The organism is Pseudonocardia sp. CA-107938, from assembly GCF_050936315.1.
Lineage (GTDB): Bacteria > Actinomycetota > Actinomycetes > Mycobacteriales > Pseudonocardiaceae > Pseudonocardia.
The window spans coordinates 6,262,464-6,287,007 of record NZ_JBNJNA010000001.1; the positions used below are offsets into that span (position 1 = coordinate 6,262,464).

A 24,544-nucleotide genomic window follows, 5' to 3' on the forward strand; every position below is an offset into this window, starting at 1 on the left:
AAGGACGCCGTGGCCGCCACCCTCCGCGACGTCGCGCTCGCCGCAGGCGTCTCTCCGTCGACGGTGTCGCGGGCCCTGTCCGTGCCGGACATGGTCAAGCAGTCGACGCGCACCCGTGTCGAGTCGGCCGTGCGGCAGCTCGGCTACCAGCCCAACCGGGCCGCCCGCGGGCTGATCACCGGCCGCACCGGCAACATCGGGCTGATCGTGCCCGACATGTCCAACCCGTTCTTCGCGGCAGCCGCGAAGGGCGTGCAGTCCGCCGCCGGCGCCGCGGCGCACTCCGTCTTCATCGCCGACACCGACGAGCAGGCCGACGCCGAGCCCGGCCTGCTGCGCGCGCTGGCGCCGCAGGTGGACGGCATCGTCCTGTGCGCACCGCGGTCCGCGCCCGACGTGCTGGACGCGGCCGGCGACACCCCCGTCGTCCTGTTCAACCAGCACGTCGCCGGACGCCCCGCGGTCACCGTCGACGCCGCCGACGGGATGCGCCAGGGCGTCGCCCACCTGGCCGCGCTCGGGCACCGCCGGATCGCGTTCGTCGCGGGACCGCAGCAGTCGTGGGCCGGCGGAGAACGCGAGCGCGGGCTGCGGCTCGCGGCCGACACCGCCGGCGTCGACGTCGTGCACCTCGGACACTTCGCGCCGCAGTTCCAGGGCGGGGTGGCCGCCGCGGACCTCGCGCTCGCCTCCGGGGCCACCGCCGTGTTCGCCTACAACGACCTCGTCGCGTTGGGCCTGCTCAACCGGTTCAGCGTGCGCGGCGTGTCGGTCCCCGACGAGATCAGCGTGCTCGGCTTCGACGACATCCCGATGTCCTCGATGATCCATCCCGCGCTCAGCACCATCGCCGTGCCCACGCTCGACGGCGGCCGGGCCGCCGTCGCGATCCTGCTGTCGATGATCGCGGGAGACACCGACGACGTCCCGCAGCGCGAGCTGCCGACGCAGTTGCTCGTCCGGGCGACCACCGGCGTCGCGCCCGGTTCCCGCTGATCGCGACATGGACGTGATGTAAAGACAAAGTCTTGACGGCATCGACTCATGCCTATTCAATGTCCTCCACGTTGGTGTTAACGCTCACATCGAGCGACCGCCGACGTCCTGGACAGCAACGACGCCGTCGAGGAGCCTCCCGATCCCCAGCCGACGCCTGCGCGCTCGCTCCCCCATGAGCCCGGCGTCCACGTTCACATTCGAGCGACGAGCAACGGAGCGCACGCATGGGCCTGACACAGTTGTCGCGGCGGCAGATCCTCAAGGTCGGTGGCGCCGGCCTCGCGATGGGCGTCGCCGCGGCCTGCGGCAGCGGGGGCAGCACCCCCTCCAAGGCCGGCCAGCCCTTGCAGTTCTTCCTCTCCGGTGACGCGAACCAGGGCGGCGGCATCGCCGCCATGACGGCGCAGTACCAGAAGGAGACCGGCGTCCGCATCGAGATCGTCGACGTCGCCAACGCCGACCTGCCGACGAAGCTCAAGAACGCCGCGCAGGCCGGTGACCTGCCGGCCATGGCGCGGGCAGGGAGCATCGACCCGATCTGGCGCGACCGCACCGTCGACCTGCGCAAGATCCTCGACGGCAGCCGCATCCGCGAGGAGCTCGCCGCCGTCGACAAGAACGGGAAGGTGCTCTCGCTCCCCACGGACATCACCGCGGTGGGCCTCTTCGTCAACAAGACGCTGTTCACCAAGGCCGGCGTCGCCCTCCCGACCAGCGCGAACGACATCTGGACGTGGGACGACATGGTCGCCCGGATCAAGCAGGTGCAGGCCAAGACGGGCACCACCTACGGCATGGTGATGGACCGGTCGTCGCACCGCCTGAAGGCGTTCCTCTACGAGTTCGGCTCCACCTCGTTCCAGGCCGACGCGAACGGCAAGTTCCAGACCAACGCCAACACGAAGACCGCGCTCGAGTACTTCGCCGGCCTCAACGACGACAAGTTCATGCCGCGGTCGGTGTGGCTGAGCAAGGCCGACCCGAACGCGCTGTTCAAGAGCGGCGACGTGGTCGCCTACTACTCGGGCTCGTGGCAGATCGCCGACTTCGCCAAGAACATCACCAACTTCGAGTGGGCGTCGGTCCGGCTGCCCCGGCAGGACGTGCGGGCGACGAACTACGGCAACGCGGCGTCCTCGGTGATCTTCCAGGGCACCGGCCAGGAGGACGCGGCGTTCGCCTTCCTGGAGTGGATGTACCGGCCCGACAACTACGTCAAGCTCTCCCAGATCTCGGGCTACCTGCCCGCGATCGACGGGCTGGACGTGCCCTACACCTCGCACGCCGACGCGTTCGCGCTCTACAACGAGGAGATCGCGGCGTCCGCGCCGATCGTCGCGGAGATGAAGCGCCGCGACATCGCCTACGAGGTCGCCGGCATGGCCACCGAGGGCGACCCGCTGCGCGACGAGACCGTGCGCTACCTCAACCGGGAGATCACCGTCGACCAGGCGATCGCCGCGATCAACGACCAGCTGACCGAGCAGCTCGGCCCGCTGCCCTGATCCGGCGGACCCCGATCGTCGAGCACCGGAGGCCACCCATGGTTGCCGCTCCCCCGTCCGCCCCGGCCGCGGCACCGCCCGCGCCGGGGCGTCCACCGCGCCGCCGGCGTGGGCTGCGCCGCGGCGGATACGCGCCACTGCTGTTCATCTCCGCGGCCGTCGTGCTGTTCGTGCTGTTCTTCCTGTGGCCGGGCGCGCTCGGCGTCATCTACTCGTTCACCGACTACCGCGGGTACGGCAGCCTCAACTTCGTCGGGGTGGACAACTACGCGAAGCTCGCCGGGGACTCCAGGTTCTACGGCGCCCTGACGCGCACCCTGCTCTACACGGCGCTGGCGGTACCCGCGCACTTCGTCGCCGCGCTCGGCATCGCCGTCCTGCTGACCAGCACGCAGGCGGTCGGCAAGAACGCCGCCCGTGTCGTGTTCTTCCTGCCGTGGCTCATCTCGCCGATCGTCACCGGGGTCGTGTGGCGGTGGGTGTTCGGCGAGAACTTCGGGTTCGTCAACGTCATGCTGCAGGCGCTCGGCGGGCCGGCGCTCAACTGGGAGTCCGACGGGACGCTGGCCCTGATCGTGATCCTCGTGGCCGGGACCTGGACGGGCACGGCGTTCAACATGCTGCTGTTCATCGCCGCCCTGCGGAACATCCCGAAGTCCTACCTCGAGGCCGCGGAGCTGGACGGCGCGAACTCCTGGCAGCGGTTCCGCCGGATCACGCTGCCACTGCTCGGGCCGACGTCGTTCATGGTCGTGCTGCTGACCACGATCGGTTCGATGAAGGAGTTCGCCCTGATCCAGGCGCTGAACGACGGCGGCCCGGGCACCGCGAACACGCTGATGGTCCAGTACATCTACCGCACGGGGTTCGAGCGCAACAACATCGGCTACGCCAGCGCGGCCTCCATCGTGCTCATGGTGATCCTCGTCGTCATCGCGCTCGTGCAGCTCCGGTTCGACCGAAGGAGCGCGCTGTCGTGAAGGTGTTGCGCGCAGTGCCGAGCACCGCCGTGCTCTGGTTGCTGGCCGTGGTCTACCTGTTCCCCGTGCTGTGGTTCGTGCTCAGCTCGTTCAAGCCCGGCTCGGAGCTGTTCAGCCTGCCGCTGACGCTCTTCCCCCAGGACTGGACGACGTCGGGCTACGCGACCGCGTGGTCGCGCTTCGACTTCCAGCAGTACTTCCTCAACACGACCATCGTCGCCGTGGTCACCACCGCCCTCACCGTCGCCGTGAGCGCCATGACCGGGTACGCGCTGGCGAAGTTCCAGGCCTGGTGGCTGAAGGCGTTCTTCGTCTGCATCCTCGCGACGACGATGCTGCCCACCGAGGTGATCATGCCGTCCGCGTTCGCGGTGGTGCGGGACCTCGGGCTCTACGACAGCCTCGCCGGGATCATCGTCCCGTCGGTCCTCACAGCGTCGGGGACGTTCATGTTCCGGCAGTACTTCGCCACGGTGCCCAACGAGCTGATGGAGCAGGCCCGCATCGACGGCGTCGGCGAGATCGGGCTGTTCCTGCGGATCATGCTGCCGCTGGCGAAGCCGATCTGCGTGGTGCTGGCGATCTTCTCCCTGCAGTGGCGGTGGAACGACTACGTGTGGCCGCTGCTGGTGCTGCGCGACCCGCACCGGTACACGCTGCAGGTGGCGCTGCGCAGCATCGTCGGTGCCGACAACATCGACTGGTCGGTGCTGCTGTCGGCGTCGGTGATCTCGCTGATCCCGATGGTCGTGATGTTCCTGATCTTCCAACGCCACATCATGAACGCCGACCTGAACTCCGGCCTGAAGGACTGATCGTTCGATGCTGGCGGAAGCCGATCGCCTGCTCGAGAGTGCCGACGCTGCGCTCGGGCACCGCGAGCTCATGGACGCGGCGCTGACGGCGATCGTCGTCGCCTCCGACCCGGAGTCGCCGCGCGCCGGCGACCCCGCGCTCGTGCGACTCGCCGGTGACCGGGTCGCCGAGCTCGCCGCGCTCCAGACGGCCGGCGGGCTCTTCGCCGGCGGCGACAACCTCGAGTCGCCGCCCGACTCGGCGTTCACGATCAACGCCGCGGTCACCGCCGCTCTCCTGCTCCGCCGCCCCGGCTCCCGCTGGCCCGACGACCTCGGGCAGCGCATCGAGTCGATCGTCCGCGCGGCCGCACCGGCTCTGCACAGCGGCGGGGTGCACACCCCCAACCACCGCTGGGAGCTGGCCTCCGCCCTCGCCCGCGCGGGTGCCCTGCTCGACGAGCCGCACCTGCTGGACCGCGCGCGGACGTGGCTGGCCGAAGGCGTCGACGTCGACGAGGACGGGCTCTACAGCGAACGCAGCCCCAACTACGCCGCCCGCGTGTCCAACCCGTCCCTCACCGCGCTCGGCGATCTGCTGGACCGCCCTGACCTGCACGAGATCGTGCACCGCAACCTGCACGCTCACCTGGATCTCACCGCCGACGGGTGGGTGGAGACCGTCCACTCGCGACGGCAGGACCAGCACGCGCCCTACCCGCTGGGCCCCTTCCTCGCCCAGCTCCGCCGCGCCGCGCTGCACCATGGTTGCGGCCGCTGCGCCGCCGCGGCCCTGCTGGCGGCCACGGGACCGTACGTCGATGCCGTGGAGGCGCGCGCCGCGGAGCTCCTGGACCCCGCCCTGGATCGACCGCTGCCGGCGGGCGCGCCGCAGCAGCCGGGCCGGCGCCTGTTCCGCTCCAGCCGCCTCCTGCGCGATGCCCGCGAGAAGGCCGACATCACCGTCTACGGCGGCTCGGACGTGCCCGAAGCCGGCCGCCTCGGGTCCGGCCTGGCCTGCAACCCGACGTTCCTGCGGGTGCGGTGCGGCGCCGTCGCCGTCGAGTCGGTGCGGCTGTCGCGCGACTTCTTCGGGCTCGGTCCGTTCCGCGCGTCCGACATGGAGGTCGACGGCGACCGGATCGTGCTGCACGAGACGGTCGAGGCCGCCTACTACCAGCCCCTGCCGGCCGCGGACCGGCGCGCCGACGGCCGCTACGAGCTGGAGCACGAGGGCCGGTTCGCCGCCGCGATGAGCTTCGCGCGCCGGCCGCAGGACCGCAGCGCCCTCACCACCCGCATCGAGCTGGACCTGCACGACGACGGCGTCGACATCGCCGTCACGACGGACGGGCCCGCTACGGCGCACGCTCTGGAGCTCGCCCTCTCCCCCGGCGGTGCGCTGACCGGCGCCACCGCGCTGGGCGACGACCGGTTCGAACTCCCCGCCGGCACGGCCGAGTACCACCGCGCCGGGCACGTCCTCTCGATCGGACCTGGTCACGGCTCGGGTCCGCATCAGCCGCCCGTCTACCGGCCGGGCGAGGCCTACACGTGGACAGGCGGCACCGACGCGATCGGCGGGACCCGGCTCTACGTGACGTGGCGCTCCCCCGGCACGACGCGGGTGTCCCTGCGGGTCTAGACCCATGCCCCCGGCAGGTGGTCGGGCACCCGCAGCCGGGCCAGCACTCCGATGTGGTCGCTGGCCCACACGCCGTCCACCGGCTCGTCGAACACCCGCGTGCAGTCGACCACGTCGAGGGCGGGTCCGTGGATCCCGCTGCGCACGAGCACGTAGTCGATGCGGCGACCCAGTTCGAGGGCCATCTCACCGGCACGGACCAGCGGGTTCCGCGGGTCGAACGTGTGGCCCCGGCGGTCGGGGCGCACAGCGGCCCACGCGTCGCGGTAGCAGACGCTCGTCCCGTGCAGGGACTGCTGGCCGGTCCAGAACCGCACAGCAGCCGAGTCCGGGGTGTCGTCGAAGTCGCCGAGGACGACAGCCGGGAGAGCCCGGTCCGCGAGGTGCTCCTCGACGGCGCGGGCGCAGGCCACCGCCTGCAGCTCGCGCTCGACGGCGTATCCGTGCTCCCAGGTCGGCTTGTGGTGCGCGACGACGAGCGTCCCCAGCGGCAGCTCGACCTCCGCCAGCACCGCCGCGGCCCATGGCAGCGTCACGCGCGGCGTCACCCGGAGGTCGACCTCGCCGATCTGCCGCAGCGGGTACCGGCTGGCCAGGACGGCACCGACCCCGTCGTCCGAGCGGCGCGAGTGCCAGATCGTCGCGTAGTCGGCGTCGAGCACGTCGTGGGCACATTCCTGCAGCGCGACCACGTCGGGTGCGAGCCGGCGCAGACCCTCCCGGATCACCGCCCGGCGGCGCGGCCAGTCCGCGTGCCCGGGTGACAGCACGTTGAACGTCAGCAGGGTGACCTCGCGCATGGCCCTCCTTCGCTATCGTAGGCTTAACGCAACGATAGTCGCTTTAAGGACGGTGATGGTCGTGGACAGGACGGTGCGCGCGGTGACGTGGAACGTCTGGTGGCGGTTCGGGCCGCGCTGGCGCGACCGCCGACCCGCGATCAGGCAGACCCTCGAACGCCTCGATCCGGACGTCGTGGCGCTGCAGGAGGTCTGGGCGGACGGCGGGACGACCCAGGCCGACGAGCTGGCCGCGGCCCTCGGCATGCACGCCGTGTTCGCCGCGCCGTCCTACCCGCCGGCGCCCGTCGACAGCACGGTCGCCGACCACGCCGGCGTCGAGCTGGGCATCGCGGTGTTGAGCCGGTGGCCGACCCTTGACCACGAGTCGCTGGTCATGCCCGCGCGGCACCGCAGCTGGGATCCGGTCACCCTCGCCGTCCGGGTGCAGCACCCGGCGGGCCCGCTGCCGATCGTGGCGACCTGCCTGGAGTACGGGATCCCCTACACCGACGACCGGATCGCCCAAGGCGCGTTCGTGGCCGACCTGGCCACCAGCCCGCGCTTCGACGGGCCGTGCCCCGTGCTGCTGATGGGCGACCTCAACGCCGCCGTCGACTCGCCCGTGCTACGCCCGGTCGGCGACGTGCTGACCGACGCGTGGCTCGCCGGCGGCGGCCGCGCCGACGCGGTCACGCTGCCGTCCAGCCACCCGTCCGCCCCGCTGGAGGCCGGCCCGCAGCTGGTCGACCAGCGCATCGACCACGTCTTCTTCCGCCCCGGCCGGGAGGACCAGCACGTCAACGTCGAGGGTGCGCGGCTGATCGGCGACGCCGTCGACGGCGTGTACCCGTCCGACCACCGGGGCGTGCTCGTCGATCTGCGCTGGCGTGGCTGACACCGCGCGGCGGCGGCCCGGCGGGCGCACCGCGCGCGTCCGGGAGGCCGTGCTCCGCGCCACCGTCGACGAGCTGGTCTCGCGGGGCACGGCCGACGTGAGCCTGGACGCGATCGCGCGGCGGGCCGGGGTCAACAAGGCCACCCTGTACCGGCGCTGGGGCGGGCACGCCGGGCTCGTGCTGGACGCGGTGGAGTGGTACGGCGTCGCCCGCGCCGACGTGCCCGACACCGGCTCGTTCGACGACGACCTGCGCGGCTGGGCCCGCTCCATCCAGCGCATGCTCACCGACCCGGCGGCGTCCGCGCTGGTCAGAGCGGTGTTCACCGGCGACCGAGTGCAAACCCGGCCGCTGCGGCAACGGTTCTGGCAGAGCCGGCTCGAACTCGTGCGACCGCTCGTGGAGCGGGCTATTCAGCGGGGTGAGGTGCCTGCCGGTACCGACGTCGACGAGGTCGTCCGGCACCTCGGGGCGCCCTTGTACTACCGGCTGCTCGTGCTGGACGAGCCGGTCACGCCGCGCTCGGCCGACCTCGCCGCGGCCGTCACGGCCGCCGCGGCTCGTGCGGGTGCGTTCTGCGGACCGGATCAGAGCCGGTCGTACTCGTTGTAGACGCCGATCTGCACCGATGGTCCGAGTGCGCGCTACTGTGCTGCTGCTCGACACGGCCGCGAAAAAGGCTTCACGAAATATCGAGGGTGCGAAGTGACGAACCAGGATTCTGAGAGCACTGCGGGCCCATACAGTATCGGCAGCGCGAATTGGCCTGGCACGAGCCGTCTCATCGAGGAGATGGGCGAGCTGTATCAGGTGCTCGGGAAACTGATCGGTGCCGGTGGTGACATAGCGCACTGGGATGGCACCGACTTGCGCACGCGGGTCATCGAGGAAGTCGCGGACGTCATGGGCGCACTCGAGTTCTTCGTCGCCACGAACGAATTACCGCGCGACATCATCGACGCCCGCGCCGCCGAAAAGCTCCGCAGCTACAACCGGTGGCATCTGGACCACGGGGGAAGACTGATTAACCCACCGGCCGTGGACGGGTGATGGCGGCCTTGACGCGCGGGCGGAATTCGGCCATCGCGGGCACGTTCCAATGAGTGGTCTTTCGGAGGAAGAGTGTGAGCTGCCGGTCCGCTCTCGCGGACGACAGCGCTGGGCTGATGCAGCGTTGAGCGAGATCGATCGCCTCTTCTCGGCGGTCCTGCTTGATGTACAAGCGACAGAGCATCCCTAGGTAGAGCACCTGGTCGCGAGAGTCAGAGGCGCCCGCGATCGCGATCGCGTCGGCAAGGTTCCGCTCGGCGAGGTCATTACGACCCAGCTCCTTGTACGCGATGCCCGAGTTCCCGTAGAACTCAAGATCCGACCAGTAGGCGACCACGGATTCCGTAGCTGACGACTGAGCCCGCGCATCTTGCGAGCTTTCGAGCAACCTCTCGACCTTGGATCCGTTTCCGCGGAGGGCCTCCGCTCGCGCCTGCCTTCCGAACAGCACGGCGCGGACGGAGGGTGGAATCGGCAGGCCCGACTCGAGGGCGGCACAGCAGTGCGCGGAGCCCTGGCGACCGTTCTCCAGCCAGGTCGACTTCATACTGAGCAACGCTCGGACTTGGCCCACCAACGTCGCGTTGCCGCTCTCGTGCGCCGCCTGCAAGGCGAGAGAATAGTAGTAGTCCGCCTGCCGGAATTCCTGCGAATCGTAGAACGTGTATCCGGCCAATGCGGCCAGCTCCCCGAACGCCGCAACCGTCCGCATGTCACGCGAGTCGCGTACGCGAACCTCCAAGGCTTTGACCTTGCGCGCGAGTGGCCTCGTCAGTGCGATCCCGCCATGCTTCCGCTCGACCGCCGAGAACTCCGCCGTCGAACTCTTGATCGACTCCCACCGGAGGTCGTCGCCGTTCACTTCCCTGGAGGAGCGCACCACTCCCTCGTCAGTGAACCCGACCAGATAGCGCGGAATGCGAAGTGCTGTGGCGAACTCGACGACCTCACGAACATGAAGCGGCCGGCTGCGGTTGAGGATCTTGTTGATCGTCGGGCGCGAATAGCCAAGCTTCTGCGCGAGTCGCCCTTGGTTCCACCCAGGAAGCAGCGCGATGCGGCCCAGGACACCTGCGATATCGAGCGTGCCCAATGCGCGGACCGTTGATTCCTCGTACCAGAAGGAGTCGGGGATCGGATGGTCTCCGTCGTTGTCAACCATCGGACCGCATCCTGTTCGAGTTCCGAACACCCACGACCACGGCCCTCCACAACGTTGGATCGTTCAGCGCGGATGCTACCCCCGGTCGGCAGCGATGCGGCCGGGTTGGAGGAGAACCACAGCGCGCCGCTGCCCGCAATGGGGTTCGAGGAAGGACAAACCCGTTGAGTTACTCATGGTCGGCCGCGCCGATGGAGATGACTTCGGTCTCCGACGGACGCTCGCACGCGGTGACACCCGACAGCTTCGACGCCGGCATGCGGGATGCCCAAGGCCGCTACCGCGCGGTATGCGGAATCGTCGTGATCGCTGCCGCGCTCGCGAACGAGCCCGGACCGCCCTGCACGGCCTGCCACACGCCATGTCCGCCACAGGCGGGAGCGAACCGGATATCACGCCTGCTTCCCATCCTTGCATTTCTGTCCACCAGCGTGCTCCCCAGGGCGGGCACAGTTCGGCGTCGGTCTCGCCCATGAGGCACGTGACAGACAGGACTCCTTCCACGGATCCGCCTCCCGACGATCCAGTCAGTGACGTCATCGCTTTCATACTGGCCCGGCCGGGGATGATCGAGCGAATTCTTGCCCAGCACGCGCAAGACGACACGGGACACTGCAAACGATGCCGATTCAATCTGCGGCCTGAACGCTGGCCATGCACCACAGCCAGGTTCGCATTGATGGCGCGCGATTCCCGAGCGCAGGGCGATTGAATCGCCAATTAGCCGTCCGCGCTGGTCAGGGCATTGTTCACAGGCGACCGCGCACGCACCCGGCCCTTGCGGCAACCGGTTCTGGCAGAGCCGGCTCGAACTCGTGCGGCCGCACGACGTCGACGAGGTCGTCCGGCACCTCGGGGCGCCCTTGTACTACCGGTTGCTCGTGCTGGACGAGCCGGTCACCGTGGCTTCCGCCGACCTGGCGGCGGCGGTCACGGCTGCTGCGGCTCGGGCCGGCGCCTTCTGCGAATCTCGGCCGGTGCACGACAGTTGAGTCAGGGGTGGCGCCGAAACCTTCCCGCAGCGGCCAGCTGCCGATCAACGGTCTGAACCTCTACCACGAGGTGTACGGCGAGCTCGGTCCGTCGGGGCGCCGTCCCTCCGGTAGGGGGCCGACAGGGTGACGAGCTTCGTGACCACAGCCGGGTGCCGGAGCCGAGGTGCGATAGATACCCGCGAAGACGATGGTCATCGCCGGCGATGCGGACGACGTGAAGACGCGCAGCTTCCTCAAGCTGCGAGGCGGCGACGAAGCGGACGCGGCGACGACATGGGGAGCGGTTCCGGCCGCGCGGCTGGTGATCCTGCCGGCGACGCACGTCGACATCTTCGGGCAGTCGGCCGTGCTGGTGCCGATGGTCAGCGCGTTCCTCGACGACGAGACGCCGACGACGCCCGATCTCTTCTGATCGATGGGGTTGTCGGTTGTTGCGGTTCGTGCTTTCGGGGCTCCGCCTCGGGCCGCCGGTGGTTGCGGTCTTTCCGGGGCTCCGCCCCGGACCCCGGCGCCTCCCTCCGGTGGAGCTGTTTGCGGGCCGGCTCCACCGTCGCTCGGTCGCCCTCCGGGATGCCACACCGGCACTCGGGTGGCAAACGAAACGCGTGTTTGCCACCCGAGCACCGGCGCGGCCTTGCATTGCACGCCCGACCGACGGTGGAGCCTCCTATCCGCGCCTATTCGTGATCGACACGGGCGAGATGAACCTGAGCGGGGATTTTCGCGCCCAGAACCCCGCTGATGTTCATCTCACCCGTGTCGATCTTCCTCACTCGACCCCGCGCCAAACGGTGTCTGACCTGCGACAACCCGCACCCGTTCGAACCCGTGTTCGGGTAGAATCAGGGTATGACCGAGAACCCGCTCGCACAGGCCGCGAGCCTGATCGAGCAGGCGTTCACGGCTATTTCCGACAGCGCCGATCCCCTCGCCGCGCTCCTGGTTCTGGAGGGTGTGTCCCGCCAGGTCGACCGGGCCAAGGTTGCCGCGATCGCCGCTGTGGAGCGCGATGGTGTGTTGGCGGAGAAGGGGTATCGCACCAGCGTTGCCGGGTTGAAGGATCTGCTCGGGTGGGATCACGACACCGCGCGGCGGCACGTCACCGTCGCCCAGCAGGTCGGGCCGCGCACCACGCTGGATGGCGAGCCATTGGAGCCGGTGCTCCCGGCGACCGCGGCCGCTTTCGCCGACGGTGCGGCCACGATGCGGCACGTGGACACCATCGCCGCGCTGATGAACTCCCGGCCGGCCGCCCGGATCAGTCTCGCGGATCGGATTTCCATCGAGGCCAGCCTCGGTGAGGCGGCGCGTACCTTCACTCCGCGGGAAGTCCGGCTGATGGGGCTGGAGCTGTTGGCGGCGGCCGATTTGGACGGGCCGGAGCCGGATGAGCGGCCCGGTCGCAACGAACTGCAGATGGGCGCCAACCCCGACGGGTCGGGGTGGTTGCGCGGGCAATTCGAGGACCCGCTCGCGTTCGCCGCGATCCGCACCGCGATCGAAGCCCGCACCCGACCCACACCCGAGAACCGGGGCACCACCAGCGCGGAGCGCAACGCCGCCGCGCTGGCCGAGATCTGCGGGTTCGCTCTCGACTTCGACGACACCGGCGAGGTGGCCGGGGAACGGCCCCGGCTGGTGGTCACCATCAACCTGACCGACCTGGAAGACCGGGCCCGCTCCGCCATGCTCGACACCGGCGGCCAACTCACCCCCGGCCAACTGCGCCGCCTGGCCTGCGACGCCCAGCTCATCCCGGTACTGCTGGACGAGCGCAGCGAACCGGTCGACATCGGCCGAACCAGCCGCACCATCAGCCCCCGCCTGCGCCGCGCAGTCGCCGCCCGCGACCATGGCTGCGCCCACCCCGGCTGCGACCGACCACCGAGCTGGTGCGAAGTCCACCACGTGATCGAGTGGCAACACGGCGGACCGACCGACCTACGCAACCTGGTCATGCTCTGCTGCCAACACCATGATCAAATCCATTCCACCGAGTGGCGCATCGACATGTCATCCGGGAAACCGGAGTTCATCCCGCCACCCTGGATGACCGACCTCTGGACCCAGTCATGAGCACGGCACCACTGTGCCCGCGGCACGGTCTGAGGCTCCACCGTCGATCGGGCGTGCGCAGCAACGCCGCAGCATCCCGTCAGGGCGACCGATCGACGGTGGAGCCGACCCGCTCGTCCCCGCTCCACCAGAGGAGGGCCGGGGTTCGGGGCGGAGCCCCGAGACACCACCGCGTCTACAGCGGAGCCAGCTACTCGAAGATGCCGAACCCGGGCACCGCGTGCTTGCGGACGCCGTCCATGTCCAGTTCGACGCCGATGCCGGGGGTTTCGGGGAGGGTGATGTAGCCGTCCTTCACGATCGAGCCGCTGGTGTCGGGGGCGACCACGTAGCTGTCCCACACCTCGCGCTCGTCGAGGGCGTGCCACTCCTGCACGTAGAAGTTGGGGATGGCGGCGCACTGGTGGACGGTGGCCATCGTGCCCAGCGGCGTGGACACCAGGTGCGGGGCGAACGGGACGTAGTGCATCTCGGCGAGGTTCGCGATCTTCTTCGCCTCGGCGAGGCCGCCGCACTTGGGCACGTCCGGTTCGATCACGTCCACCGCGCCCTTCTCCAGCAGTTCGCGGAACCCCCACCGGAGGTAGAGGTTCTCGCCGGCGCAGATGGGGGTGCGGGTCTGCGCGCGCACCCGGACGAGGGCGTCGACGTTCTCCGCAGGGACCGGTTCCTCCAGCCACATCAGGTTGAACGGCTCCAGCTCCCACGCGATCCGGCAGGCGCTCGGCACGTCGTAGCGGGCGTGCAGGTCGATCGCGAGGTCGACGTCGGGGCCGATGGCGTCCCGCACCGCACCCACGCGCTCGACCATCGAACGCAGCTCAGAGGCGTTCACCGTGTGGTTGAACGCATCGAACTTGGCGGGGTGGTTCAGGTCGTCGATGTCGAACTTGATGGCCGTGAAGCCTTCCTCGACCATCCGCTGCGCGCGGTCGACGCAGCCCGCGACGGAGCCGGCGGGATCGTCACCGTCGCCGCAGTCGGCGTAGAGGCGGATCCGATCGCGGAACTTCCCGCCCAACAGCCGGTGGACGGGTTGACCTGCGGCTTTGCCCGCGAGGTCCCACAGCGCCAGCTCGATGCCGCTCAACGCGATCACGTAGACCCCGGCCTGCGGACCCGCGAAGACGCGCCGTCTGAGCTTCTCCCAGCACCGTTCGACGTCGCGCGGATCCTCGCCGACCAGCAGCTCCTTCATCGAGTTGATCAGACCCACGACACCGGCCGCGCCGGCGTCCGGGTTCGCCTCACCGAAGCCGGTGAGGCCTTCGTCGGTGTCGATCCGCACCAGGGTGGCCTGCCCGTGGTAGGCGACCACCGCTGTCCGTACGTCGACGATCCGCATAAACTTCCCCCAATCGGGTGTGACAGCGGCCACTTGTCATATAAGCTGATGACATGCCGAGCCGACAAGAGGCCGTTGGCGGTGTCAAGCTCCGCACGCTCCCGGTGCAGGTGGCCGCACAGCTCATCCGGCGGATCGTCGCCGGCCGGATCGAGGACGGCCGGGCGCCCTCCGAGCTCGACATCGCGCAGGAGTTCGGCGTCTCCCGCGTGGTGGCCCGCGAGACGCTCAAGATCCTCGCGTCGCTCGACGTCGTCGACATCGCGCAGGGCCGCCGCGTCACCGTCCGGCCGCAGGCCGAGTGGGACTACCTGAGCCCCCAGCTGATCGAGTGGCTCCCTCAGGACCACGTCGACGGGCTGCTGCGCGAGCTGCACCAGGTGCGTGAGCTGCTGGAGCCGGAGCTCGCCGCGATGGCCGCGGTCGCCATCACCGACGAGACGCTCCACCGGCTCCGCGCCGCGCTGGACCGCATGGCGAGCCTGGAGTCCGACTCGGACGCCTACCTCGAGGTCGACCACGAGTTCCACATGGAGATCTGCCGGGCGGCGGACAACCGCATACTCGACCGGATCATGTACTCGGCGCGCTGGCTGGGCGCGGCCAGCCGCCGGGTCACCAACCAGTCGAACCTGCCCGCCGCCACCGCCGACCACGCGGAGATCTACCAGGCCCTCGCCAACCGCGACCCGGACGCGGCGCGCGCGGCCATGCGCGACCACGTCCGCGGCCAGGCCCCGCTGCTCGCCAGGACGGCGAGCCGGGAGCCCCAGCGGAACGGCGCACCCGACTGATGGGCGGCTCTCCCGGCAACGGGGCCAGGGAGAGCCGTTGCGTGTCCGCAACGGACCGCTCCACCTGGCCCCCACTCTCGGCAGGGTCCCAGCGCGGGACGGAGGAGGAGTTCGCGATGACACATTCGGCAAGCCCGGTCTGGTCGAGGCGCAAGTTCCTGGGGACGAGCGCCCTCGGCGCCGTCGCGCTCACGGCCTGCGGAGGCGGTCCACCCGCCGCACCGCAGGTCGACGTGCAGGTGCCACAAGCGATCCTCGACGCCGCGGCCCCGCTGCGCGGCGGCTCGGTCGGGATGCTCTCCCAGAAGCTGTACTCCGAGTCCGCCAACAAGGCCCTCGACCGGTCGTTGCAGGCGTTCGCGAAGGCCACCGGCACCACCGTCACGAACGACCTGGTCTCCGGCGACGCCGGAGACATGATCGCGAAGATGGACGCCGACGTGAAGGCGAGCACGACCCGCGACCTCGCCTTCATGAGCGACTCCCGGTTCGTCGGCCAGCTGCACAACCTGGGCGACCTCGTCGACGTCACCGACGTCGTCGACGAGATGAAGAAGCTCTACGGCGAGCCCGCCGCCGAGGCCAACAACTACTGCGTGTTCGACGGCCGCTGGTTCGCGATCCCGTACCACTTCATCGCGTCCGGCATGTACCTGCGCAAGGACTGGTACGCGGAGAAGGGGATCGCCCTCAAGCCGCACTACAGCTGGGAGGAGCTGCGCGACAACGCGCTGGCGGTCTCCGACCCGTCCAAGCGCCGGTTCGGGTGGGGCCTCACCGTGAACCGGTCCGGCGACGCCAACGGGTTCATCGAGAACGTCATCAACACCTACGGCGGCGCGATCGCGGACAACACCGGCCGGAAGGTGACGCTCAACTCGCCGGAGACCGTCGAGGCGGTCTCGTTCATCGGCGACATCTACACGAACCCGAAGTACAAGCCGATGCTCCCGCCCGGGATCGAGAGCTGGACCGACTCCAGCAACAACGAGAACTGGCTCGCCCAGATCCTCGGTCTCACCCTCAACCAGTTCAGCGTGTACGCGGACTCGAAGACCAAGAACAACCCGGTCTACGGGAACACGCACGTGATCAGCGGCGCCACCGGCCCGGCCATCGACCAGCCGATCGCGTTCGGGCAGTCGAACTCCTTCGTCATCTTCAAGGGCGCGAAGAACCCCGATCTGGCCAAGCAGGTGGCGAAGTTCATGGTGAGCGGCAGCGCCCTGCTGGGCGTGGCGCAAGGGGCACCCTGCCTGGTCAACCCGTCGTGGGAGAAGGTGTGGGACTCCGACCCCTACTACACCAGCGGTGATCCCGCCTTCGCCGCGATCCGGGAGCAGACCCGCCTCAAGCTCCCGCTGACCACCAAGACCGGCTTCGCGTTCCCGCAGCCCCCGAGCCCCGGCCAGCAGGCCGGCATCGCCGCCTACCTGCTCACCGACATGATGCACGCCGTCATCACGGGCACTCCGGCGGCGCAGGCCGTGGCCACCACCCACAGCCGGATGGTGCAGATCTTCGAGCAGCAGGGCTACAAGCAGTGACCGTCGTGAGTCCCCGCCCGGCGCGCGCCCGCCCGCCGGCCGGGGACCCGTCCGTGCGCCCCGCGACGCAGCGGCTGCTCGGTCGCGACTGGCGCCTCGCCGTGGCGTTCGTCGCGCCCGCGGGGCTGCTCATCGCGGGGCTGATCCTCTTCCCCATCGTCAGCTCCGTGGTCACCAGCACCACCGAGCGGCACGGTGCGGAGACGGTCTTCGTCGGGCTGGACAACTACGTCGCGCTCATCGGCGACCGGGTGTTCCACACGGGCGTGCTCAACTCGTTCGTCTTCACCGCCTACGCGGAGATCTTCAAGGTCACGCTCGGGCTCATCGCCGCGCTGATGCTGCACCACATGCGGCGGGGTCGGGCGGTCCTCGCCGGTGTCATCCTGCTGCCGTGGGTGGTGCCGACGGTCGTCACGGCGTTCACCTGGCGCTCGCTGTTCGACCCGATCTTCGGCAGCGTGAACGTGCTGCTCACGGACTCGGGGATCGGGCCGATGCTCGCCTCGATCGGGCTCGTGGACAGCTGGCCGGCGGAGTGGCTGTCCGATCCGCAGCTCGCGATGCCGGCCGTGATCCTGGTGAACGTGTGGAAGGGCATCCCGTTCTTCACGGTCACGTTCCTCGCCGGGCTCAAGGCCATCGACAGCGGCCTCTACGAGGCGGCGATGGTGGACGGCGCCTCGCCGTGGCAGCGGTTCGTGCACATCACGTTGCCGGGGCTGCGCCACGTCATGATCGTCACGGTGCTGCTGTCGTCCATCTGGACGTTCAACAACTTCGACCTGATCTGGCTGATGACCCAGGGCGGTCCCGGTGACTCGACCGCCCCGTACGTGATGGTCGCCTACTCCAAGGCCATCCAGCAGCTGCAGCTGGGCGCGGGCGCGGCAGCAACGCTGGTGATGCTGCCGATCATCGGCATCCTCGTGGTGATCCTGGTGCGGATGATGCGCAGCAGCGACCAGCCGCGCAGCGGCGACCTCGGACAGCGGCGACTGACCCCGGCGCAGCGGCGGGCGCTGCCGTGGGTGATCGTCGCGGTCTCCGTGCTGGTGCTGATCTGGGCGTCGCCGCACATCGTGTGGAAGGCGGCAGCCGTCCTCGGCTTCTTCGTGCTGCTCGCGGCTCTCGTCGGGCGGGTCGTCTCGACGCTCGCCGCACGCGGCAACCGTGCGGCTGCGCGCCTGGTCAACGGCGTGGGCTCCGGCCTCGCGCTGGTCGCGCTGCTGGCGTTCGTGCTGATCCCGCTCTACTGGATGACGGTCACGGCGTTCAAGTCGGACGACCAGATCGTCGCGCGCTACAGCGACCTGTGGCCCACCCCGTGGAGCACCGAGCAGTTCACCAACCTGTTCTCGGGCCACTCGTTCGGAAACTGGTACCTCAACACCGTGCTGGTGGCCGGGGCGTCGACGCTGATCGCACTGGTCTGCGCCGCGCTCGCGGGCTACGCGCTGGCGCGGCTGAAGTTCCGGGGCTCGGAGAGCTTCACGGTGACGATCCTGCTCACCTACGTGATGCCGGGTGCGCTGCTGTTCATCCCGCTGTACCAGATGATGAGCGGCATCGGGCTCAACGACTCCCTGTGGTCGCTCGTGGTCGCCTACCCCACGTTCACGCTGCCGTTCGCGACGTGGCTGCTGGTGGGCTACTTCAAGTCGATCCCGGCCGACCTGGAGGAGTCGGCGCTGGTCGACGGGTGCACGCGGTTCGGGGCGTTCGTGCGGATCGTGCTGCCGCTGGCCAAACCGGGGCTGCTCGCCGTCGCGCTGTTCACCCTGACCAACGCGTGGAACGAGTTCCTGTTCGCGTTCGTCTTCATCACCAAGGACGACTACAAGACGCTGCCGGTCGGCATGCAGTCGATGATCTTCGGTGACGTCGTGCCGCAGGGTCAGCTGGCCGCGGCGTCGCTGCTGATCTCGATCCCGGTGGTGCTCATGTACGCGTTCGGGCAGCGGTTCCTGACAGAGGGGCTCACAGCCGGTGCGGTCAAGGGCTGATCCGGGCGGGTAGGGTTCCCGCTCGGGCGCGCGGGCGGGAAGGTGCAGGTTGGGCGAGGTCGGAGGCCGCCGTCGAGGCGGAGTCACGATGACCGACGTCGCCCGCCGCGCCGGCGTCTCGACGATGACGGTGTCCAATGTGATCAACGGGCGCTCGCAGCGCGTCAGCGAACTGACGAAGCTGCGGGTGCTCGAGACCATCGCCGAGCTCGGCTACCAGGTCAACATCACGGCCCGGAACCTGCGGATGGGCCGCACCGGCGTCGTCGGGCTCGCCGTCCCCGGCTTCGAGCCCGGGTACTACGCCCAGCTCGCCGCGCAGCTGGCCGAACGCTTCGAGGTGCACGGGCTGCGCCTCGCGGTGGAGCGGACGGGCGCCCGCCGCACCGCGGAGCTGGACGCGCTGACCGCGGCCAGGCTGAGCAGCTACGACGGCTTCGTGCTGAGCGTGGTCGCCGGCGACGCGGCCGACCTGGAGAAGCTGCACGTCGACACACCCGTGGTGCTGATCGGGGAACGGGCCGTGCCGGCCCGGTTCGACCACGTGCTCATGGACAACGTCGGCGGCGCGCGGATGGCCACCGAGCTCCTCCTGCGCCGCGGGGCCCGGCGGATCGCGCTGCTCGGCGGGCAGTCGGGCGACGAGGAGTCGATGCCGCAGCTGCGCACTCGCGGCTACCGGCAGGCGCACGAGGCCGCCGGCCTGCCCGTGGCCGACGAGCTGGTCGTGCGCTCGGAGTTCGCGAGCCCCGACGGCTACGCGGCGACGCACGCGCTCGTGGAGCGCGGGATCGCGTTCGACGCCGTCTTCGCCCTCACCGACTCGGCCGCGATCGGCGCGCTGCGCGCACTGGCCGACACCGGTCTGCGGGTCCCCGCGGACGTCCAGGTCGTCGGGTTCGACAACCTGGAGGACGGCCGGTTCAGCGTCCCCTCACTCACCACCGTCGAGCCGGGCAACGCCGCGATGGCCGACGCCATCTGCACGCTGCTGGTCGAGCGGATCGGCGCGCAGCCGAGCCCCGTCGCCGCCCGCGTCGTCATGCCGGCGGCGCGCATCGTGGAGCGGGAGTCCACGCGCCGAGCCTGACGCTCAGGCCACGTCCACCTCCACGGTGGCGAACGAGTGCGGGGGCAGCCGCACGGCCAGCTCGGTCGAGCCCAGCGTGCCGGGCTCCAGCGAGACCTGCAGCCGCGTCGGCGCGACGGCGTCCGGCGCCGTCGACGTGTTGTGGCTCTGCGGCTTGTCGGCCGTGAGGATCCGCGCCCGCGGCGCCGTGACCGCCCGGCCGCGCAGATCCAGGCGCAGCGCCAGGTCGGTGTCGAGCGCGAGGTTGCTGACCGAGACCAGCGCCCGGCCCGCCTTCGTGCTGGCCGAGATCGACACCGGGACCAGCTGCGCCTCGCCGACAGTGACGGCCTCGGGCCCTTCGACCACGTGGACGGGCGCCGAGACCGCGTCGTGGTGGCCCTTGTTCATCTCGAAGACGTGGAACGTCGGGGTGCGCACCAGCCGGGCCTCCTCCGTGTCGTCGGTGAGCAGCATGGCCTGCAGCACGTTGACGGTCTGGGCGATGTTCGCCATGCGCAGGCGGGCGGCGTGCTTGTGGAAGATGTCGAAGTGCACGCTCGCGACCAGCGCGTCGCGCATCGTGTTCTGCTGGTACAGGAACGCCGGGTTCGTGCCGGGCTCGACCTGCCACCAGACGCCCCACTCGTCGCACACCAGCCCGACCTGCCGCTGCGGGTCGTAGGCGTCCATCACGGCGCTGTGCGCGGCGATCACGCGGTCGATGTCCACCGCCTTCACCAGGCTGCCGTAGTACTGGTCGTCGTCGAAGTCGGTGGCCGGGACCTTCGAGAGCCCGTCGCCGGAGTGCGTGTAGTAGTGGAACGAGATCGCCTGGAAGATGCGCCGGGGCTCGCGGGTGCAGCCCAGGCAGCTGAGCGCCTTCATCAGCGCCTCGGTCCAGGCCAGGTCGTCGTCGGCCGCGCCGGCCGCGATCCGCCACAGCGTGTTGCCGTCGTGGTCGTGCAGGAACGTGGCGTAGCGGGTGGCCAGGTCGGCGTAGGCCTCGGGCCGCATGTTCCCGCCGCAGCCCCAGGCCTCGTTGCCGATGCCCCAGAACGGGACCTTCCACGGCGCGTCGCGGCCGTTGGCCTTGCGCAGCCGGACCATGGGCGAGTCGCCGTCGCGGGTGAGGTACTCGACCCACTCGCTCATCTCCCGGACCGTGCCCGAGCCGACGTTCCCGTTGACGTAGGCGTCGGCGCCCAGCAGCTCGCAGAGCGCCATGAACTCGTGGGTGCCGAAGTGGTTGTTCTCCTCGACGTTCCCCCACGAGGTGTTGACCATGGCCGGCCGCTCCGCGCGGGGGCCGACGCCGTCGCGCCAGTGGTAGCTGTCGGCGAAGCAGCCGCCTGGCCAGCGCAGGTTCGGGATGTCCAGCTCGCGCAGCGCCTCGACGACGTCGAGCCGCAGGCCGTCGACGTTCGGGATCGGCGAGTCCTGCCCGACCCAGAACCCGCCGTAGACGCACCGCCCGAGGTGTTCGGCGAAGTGGCCGTAGAGGTGCTTGCTGATCGTCGGGCCGGCGACGTCGAGATCGACGACCGCGCGGACGCTGCGAGCGGGCATGGGGTGACCCTCCACGGTTCGAAAGTTTTCGATCGAACTGATCGAAAACTAGGACTTCCCTGGCGAGGTTTGACGTTATACCGTGGCCGCGGTCACAGCCGATCGGGTGGTAGCCGCTCGCGTCGGCCCCGAAATCTTTCGACGCAGGAGGCGCGATCTCGTGAAGCTGCGCACACGTCCACTGGCGGTGTTGGTCGCCGCCGCCGCGCTCGTCGTGGTGAGCGCCTGCTCCCCCGGATCCGGGTCGGGAGGAGGTGGCGGCGGCGACCCGAAGGCGTTCGAGTTCTGGTCGTTCAGCGGCATCGACCAGAAGCACGACGTCGACGCCTACAAGCAGCTCCATCCTGACGTCCAGGTCAAGCTCACCGAGGTCGGCAGCACCACCGAGACCGCGCAGGCGCTCACCACCGCCCTCGCCGGCGGCAAGGTGCCCGACCTGGTCCTCATCCAGGGCGACGACCTGCCCAAGTTCGTGCAGCAGCCGCAGAACTTCCAGGACCTGCGCAAGCTCGGCGCCGACCAGATCAAGGGCGACTACCTCGACTGGGTGATGAAGCAGGCGGAGGCCAAGGACGGCCAGATCATCGGGGTGCCGACGGACGTCGGCGGCCTGGGCGTCGCCTACCGCGCCGACCTGTTCGCCGCGGCCGGCCTGCCCGCCGACCGCGACTCCGTCTCGAAGATGTGGTCGACCTGGGACGGGTTCATCGAGACCGGGAAGAAGTACGTGGCCGCGACGGGCAAGCCGTTCGTGGACAACATCCCGACCAGCGTGTTCTTCCAGGCCGTCAACCAGGTCTCGCAGAAGTACTACGACGACGCCGGCAACCCGATCTACGACAAGAACCCCGAGGTCAAGGCGGCCTTCGACCTGGCGCTGAAGGCGATCGCCGCGAACATCTCGGCCAAGCAGTCGTTCGGCAAGGAGGGCTGGAACGCGGCCCTCCCCCGAGGTGACTTCGCCGTGGTCTCCGCGCCGTCGTGGCTGCTCGGCCAGATCCGCCGGGGCGCGCCCGCGACGGCGGGCAAGTGGGACGTCGCGACGATCCCCGGCGGCGCCGGCAACTGGGGCGGCAGCTACCTCGCCATCCCGGCCCGTGCCCAGAACCCCGCCGCCGCGTGGGCGTACATCAAGGAGATGCAGTCCCCGCAGCGCCAGCTCGAGCACTTCCTCGACGTCGGCGCGCTGCCGACCACGCCGTCCGTGTACACCGACCCGCGCCTCACGGGCAAGGCCGACCCGTTCTTCAACGGTGCGCCGACCGGGAAGATCTACACGCAGGCCGTGCTGGGGCTGAAGCCGTTCAAGATGGGGCCGGACACCGGCGCGATCGGCCAGGAGTTCCTCAACGTCCTCGTCAACGTCGAGCAGAGCGGAGGCAACCCGGCCACCGCCTGGGACGACGCCATCCGCAACATCCACACGGCCATCGGGAAGTAATCGCGATGTCCTGCAAGGTGACGGGCTCGGGTGGGGAGGGCGCATGACGGCGACCCTGCCCACCCGGCCGGCCCCACCCGCCGTGTCGAGCGGCCCGAGCGCGGTGCGACTCCCCCTGCGGGAGCGCATCGCGCCGTACGCCTACATCGCCCCGTTCTTCGTGCTGTTCGGGGTGTTCGGGCTGCTCCCGTTCCTGTTCACGTTCTACATCGCGCTGTTCGACTGGAACCCGATCGGCGACCAGACGTTCATCGGGGTCGACAACTTCACGCGGATGTTCGCGGACCCGCGGTTCTGGAACGCGACGGGCAACACGATCAGCATCTGGCTGCTCTCGACGATCCCGCAGCTGCTGGTCGCGCTGCTGCTGGCGCACGTGCTCAACCACGCCCGGCTGCGGTTCGCGCTGTTCTTCCGCATGTCGATCCTGGTCCCGTACATCACCTCGGTGGCGGCCACCGCGATCGTCTTCGCGCAGCTGTTCGACCGTGACTACGGCCTGCTCAACTGGTTGCTCGGGTTGTTCGGGATCAACGCGATCGACTTCGCCCAGACCGTGTGGGGCAGCCACGTCCTGCTCGCCACGATGGTCGCCTGGCGATGGTTCGGCTACACCGCCCTGCTCTACCTCGCGTCGCTGCAGGCGGTCCCGCGCGACATCTACGACGCAGCGGCGATCGACGGTGCGGGCGGTTGGGCGCAGTTCCGCCACATCACGGTCCCGTCGCTGCGGCCGGTGATCATCTTCACGGTCGTCACGTCGACGATCGGCGGCCTGCAGATCTTCACCGAGCCGCTGCTGCTGTCCACCACCAACAACCAGACCTGCGGTGCGGCGCGGCAGTGCCAGACGCTCACCCTGTTCCTGTACGAGCAGGGCTTCGGCCAGTACCGGTTCGGCTACGGCGCGGCGATCGGCGTCGCGCTGTTCGTGATGGTCGTGGTCGTCGCCGCGATCAACTACCTGCTGTCGAGCCGGATCCGGGGGGAGGGTCGATGACGGAGCCCGTGATCGAGCCGGTGGTCGGCGCGCCGCCGGTCGTCCAGGGCGGGCGGTCCGGCGGCCGCCTCGGGCGCGTCCCGTGGTGGAACTACCTGCTGGTGGGGATCGCCGCGTTCGCCGCGCTGTTCCCGCTCTACTGGATGTTCATCGTCGCCTCGACCGACACGGCCACCGCGTACAAGATGCCGCCCGAGGTCCTGCCGGGCGGGAACCTCCTGCAGCACACCGAGCTCGTGCTGACCACGGTGCCGTTCCTGCAGTCGATCATGAACAGCCTGGCCGTGGCGTTGACCATCGGCGTCGGGCAGGCCCTGTTGTGCGCGCTGGCGGGGTTCGCGTTCGCGAAGCTGCGCTTCCGCGGCAACAACGTCCTGTTCCTGCTGGTCGTGCTCACGATGACGGTGCCGACGCAGCTCGCGATCATCCCCCAGTACATGATCGTCTCCTGGTTGGGCTGGGTGGACACCCTGCAGGCGGTGACCGTGCCGGGGCTCGCGAGCGCGTTCGGGATCTTCTGGATGCGCCAGCACATCGCGTCGACGATCAGCGACGAGCTGATGCAGGCCGCCCGCATCGACGGCGCGAGCACGTGGCAGATCTTCTGGCGCATCGCGTTCCCGATCGTGCGGCCGGCAGCCTTCGTGCTGGGGCTGTTCGGGTTCGTGACGGCGTGGAACGACTTCCTCTGGCCGTTCGTGGTGCTGAAGTCGCCGGAACGCTTCACCGTGCAGATCGCCATCAAGGCCCTGCAGACCCAGCTCCAGATCGACCTGGGCCTCGCGATGGCCGGCTCGTTCCTCGCCACGCTCCCGCTGCTCGTGCTGTTCGTCATCGTCGGGCGCCGCATGGTGGCCGGCATCCTCGACGGAGCGTTCAAGGGCTGAGG

Annotated in this window: 22 protein-coding genes; 18 read left to right on the top strand and 4 right to left on the bottom strand. The window is 69.7% G+C overall.

From position 1 onward, the window contains the following. Positions 1–9: 9 nt before the first annotated feature. The 5 genes from ACQEVB_RS31000 to ACQEVB_RS31020 all read left to right on the top strand — a co-directional run bounded on the left by ACQEVB_RS31000 (position 10) and on the right by ACQEVB_RS31020 (position 5,923). The gene (locus tag ACQEVB_RS31000; RefSeq protein ID WP_432979041.1) at positions 10–996 is read left to right on the top strand and encodes a LacI family DNA-binding transcriptional regulator; all 987 of its coding nucleotides are present in this window, start codon (positions 10–12) and stop codon (positions 994–996) included. 227 nt (positions 997–1,223) lie between these two features. After that, the gene (locus tag ACQEVB_RS31005) at positions 1,224–2,504 is read left to right on the top strand and encodes an ABC transporter substrate-binding protein (RefSeq protein ID WP_432979044.1); all 1,281 of its coding nucleotides are present in this window, start codon (positions 1,224–1,226) and stop codon (positions 2,502–2,504) included. Positions 2,505–2,542: 38 nt separating this feature from the next. Further along, positions 2,543–3,484, top strand: coding sequence for a carbohydrate ABC transporter permease (locus tag ACQEVB_RS31010; protein ID WP_432979047.1), 942 nt, complete (start codon positions 2,543–2,545; stop codon positions 3,482–3,484). Then, positions 3,481–4,299 (top strand): carbohydrate ABC transporter permease, encoded by an 819-nt coding sequence (locus ACQEVB_RS31015; protein ID WP_432979050.1) that lies wholly within the window; start codon positions 3,481–3,483, stop codon positions 4,297–4,299. The genes ACQEVB_RS31010 and ACQEVB_RS31015 overlap by 4 nt, the downstream gene beginning before the upstream one ends. A 7-nt stretch (positions 4,300–4,306) precedes the next feature. Then, the gene (locus ACQEVB_RS31020; RefSeq protein WP_432979053.1) at positions 4,307–5,923 is read left to right on the top strand and encodes a hypothetical protein; all 1,617 of its coding nucleotides are present in this window, start codon (positions 4,307–4,309) and stop codon (positions 5,921–5,923) included. Here ACQEVB_RS31020 and ACQEVB_RS31025 read toward each other — a convergent pair. Further along, positions 5,920–6,723 (bottom strand): endonuclease/exonuclease/phosphatase family protein, encoded by an 804-nt coding sequence (locus ACQEVB_RS31025; protein ID WP_432979056.1) that lies wholly within the window; start codon positions 6,721–6,723, stop codon positions 5,920–5,922. The two genes, ACQEVB_RS31020 and ACQEVB_RS31025, sit on opposite strands and share 4 nt — an antisense overlap. Positions 6,724–6,784: 61 nt before the next feature. On the opposite strand from ACQEVB_RS31025, the gene ACQEVB_RS31030 reads away from it, so the two are divergent. From ACQEVB_RS31030 to ACQEVB_RS31040, 3 genes are all read left to right on the top strand, one after another. Then, positions 6,785–7,600 (top strand): endonuclease/exonuclease/phosphatase family protein, encoded by an 816-nt coding sequence (locus ACQEVB_RS31030; RefSeq protein WP_432979059.1) that lies wholly within the window; start codon positions 6,785–6,787, stop codon positions 7,598–7,600. Further along, positions 7,593–8,213: a TetR/AcrR family transcriptional regulator gene (locus tag ACQEVB_RS31035; RefSeq protein WP_432979062.1), complete on the top strand. Its 621-nt coding sequence runs from the start codon at positions 7,593–7,595 to the stop codon at positions 8,211–8,213. The genes ACQEVB_RS31030 and ACQEVB_RS31035 overlap by 8 nt, the downstream gene beginning before the upstream one ends. A gap of 180 nt (positions 8,214–8,393) precedes the next feature. Continuing rightward, the gene (locus ACQEVB_RS31040; protein WP_432979065.1) at positions 8,394–8,651 is read left to right on the top strand and encodes a hypothetical protein; all 258 of its coding nucleotides are present in this window, start codon (positions 8,394–8,396) and stop codon (positions 8,649–8,651) included. Here the strand turns inward: ACQEVB_RS31040 and ACQEVB_RS31045 are convergent. Next, entirely contained in the window at positions 8,626–9,813 is a 1,188-nt protein-coding gene (locus tag ACQEVB_RS31045; protein ID WP_432979068.1) for a hypothetical protein, read from the bottom strand. The two genes, ACQEVB_RS31040 and ACQEVB_RS31045, sit on opposite strands and share 26 nt — an antisense overlap. An 815-nt stretch (positions 9,814–10,628) precedes the next feature. On the opposite strand from ACQEVB_RS31045, the gene ACQEVB_RS31050 reads away from it, so the two are divergent. From ACQEVB_RS31050 to ACQEVB_RS31060, 3 genes are all read left to right on the top strand, one after another. Beyond that, on the top strand, positions 10,629–10,805 hold the full coding sequence (locus ACQEVB_RS31050) for a hypothetical protein (protein WP_432979071.1): 177 nt from the start codon (positions 10,629–10,631) through the stop codon (positions 10,803–10,805). Positions 10,806–10,995: 190 nt separating this feature from the next. Then, positions 10,996–11,220, top strand: a complete 225-nt coding sequence (locus ACQEVB_RS31055) for a hypothetical protein (protein ID WP_432979074.1) — start codon at positions 10,996–10,998, stop codon at positions 11,218–11,220. A gap of 437 nt (positions 11,221–11,657) precedes the next feature. Continuing rightward, positions 11,658–12,884: a DUF222 domain-containing protein gene (locus ACQEVB_RS31060; protein ID WP_432979077.1), complete on the top strand. Its 1,227-nt coding sequence runs from the start codon at positions 11,658–11,660 to the stop codon at positions 12,882–12,884. A 190-nt stretch (positions 12,885–13,074) separates the two neighbouring features. Here ACQEVB_RS31060 and ACQEVB_RS31065 read toward each other — a convergent pair whose 3' ends face one another. Further along, positions 13,075–14,229: a mandelate racemase/muconate lactonizing enzyme family protein gene (locus tag ACQEVB_RS31065; protein ID WP_432979080.1), complete on the bottom strand. Its 1,155-nt coding sequence runs from the start codon at positions 14,227–14,229 to the stop codon at positions 13,075–13,077. A 53-nt stretch (positions 14,230–14,282) separates the two neighbouring features. On the opposite strand from ACQEVB_RS31065, the gene ACQEVB_RS31070 reads away from it, so the two are divergent. From ACQEVB_RS31070 to ACQEVB_RS31085, 4 genes are all read left to right on the top strand, one after another. Continuing rightward, entirely contained in the window at positions 14,283–15,023 is a 741-nt protein-coding gene (locus ACQEVB_RS31070; protein ID WP_432979083.1) for a FadR/GntR family transcriptional regulator, read from the top strand. A 116-nt stretch (positions 15,024–15,139) separates the two neighbouring features. Next, the gene (locus tag ACQEVB_RS31075) at positions 15,140–16,570 is read left to right on the top strand and encodes an extracellular solute-binding protein (RefSeq protein WP_432979086.1); all 1,431 of its coding nucleotides are present in this window, start codon (positions 15,140–15,142) and stop codon (positions 16,568–16,570) included. A gap of 5 nt (positions 16,571–16,575) precedes the next feature. Further along, entirely contained in the window at positions 16,576–18,576 is a 2,001-nt protein-coding gene (locus ACQEVB_RS31080) for an ABC transporter permease subunit (protein WP_432979089.1), read from the top strand. Positions 18,577–18,664: 88 nt separating this feature from the next. Next, entirely contained in the window at positions 18,665–19,666 is a 1,002-nt protein-coding gene (locus ACQEVB_RS31085; RefSeq protein ID WP_432979092.1) for a LacI family DNA-binding transcriptional regulator, read from the top strand. A 3-nt stretch (positions 19,667–19,669) separates the two neighbouring features. Here the strand turns inward: ACQEVB_RS31085 and ACQEVB_RS31090 are convergent, their stop codons facing one another. Next, on the bottom strand, positions 19,670–21,214 hold the full coding sequence (locus ACQEVB_RS31090; RefSeq protein WP_432979095.1) for an alpha-N-arabinofuranosidase: 1,545 nt from the start codon (positions 21,212–21,214) through the stop codon (positions 19,670–19,672). Positions 21,215–21,374: 160 nt separating this feature from the next. On the opposite strand from ACQEVB_RS31090, the gene ACQEVB_RS31095 reads away from it, so the two are divergent. Genes ACQEVB_RS31095 through ACQEVB_RS31105 form a run of 3 tightly spaced genes read left to right on the top strand, consistent with a single transcriptional unit; the run spans position 21,375 to position 24,542 of the window. After that, on the top strand, positions 21,375–22,655 hold the full coding sequence (locus ACQEVB_RS31095; RefSeq protein ID WP_432979098.1) for an ABC transporter substrate-binding protein: 1,281 nt from the start codon (positions 21,375–21,377) through the stop codon (positions 22,653–22,655). A 43-nt stretch (positions 22,656–22,698) separates the two neighbouring features. Beyond that, on the top strand, positions 22,699–23,655 hold the full coding sequence (locus ACQEVB_RS31100) for a carbohydrate ABC transporter permease (protein WP_432979101.1): 957 nt from the start codon (positions 22,699–22,701) through the stop codon (positions 23,653–23,655). Next, a complete protein-coding gene (locus ACQEVB_RS31105) occupies positions 23,652–24,542 on the top strand; it encodes a carbohydrate ABC transporter permease (RefSeq protein WP_432979104.1) in 891 nt (296 codons plus the stop codon). The genes ACQEVB_RS31100 and ACQEVB_RS31105 overlap by 4 nt, the downstream gene beginning before the upstream one ends. Positions 24,543–24,544: the final 2 nt, after the last annotated feature.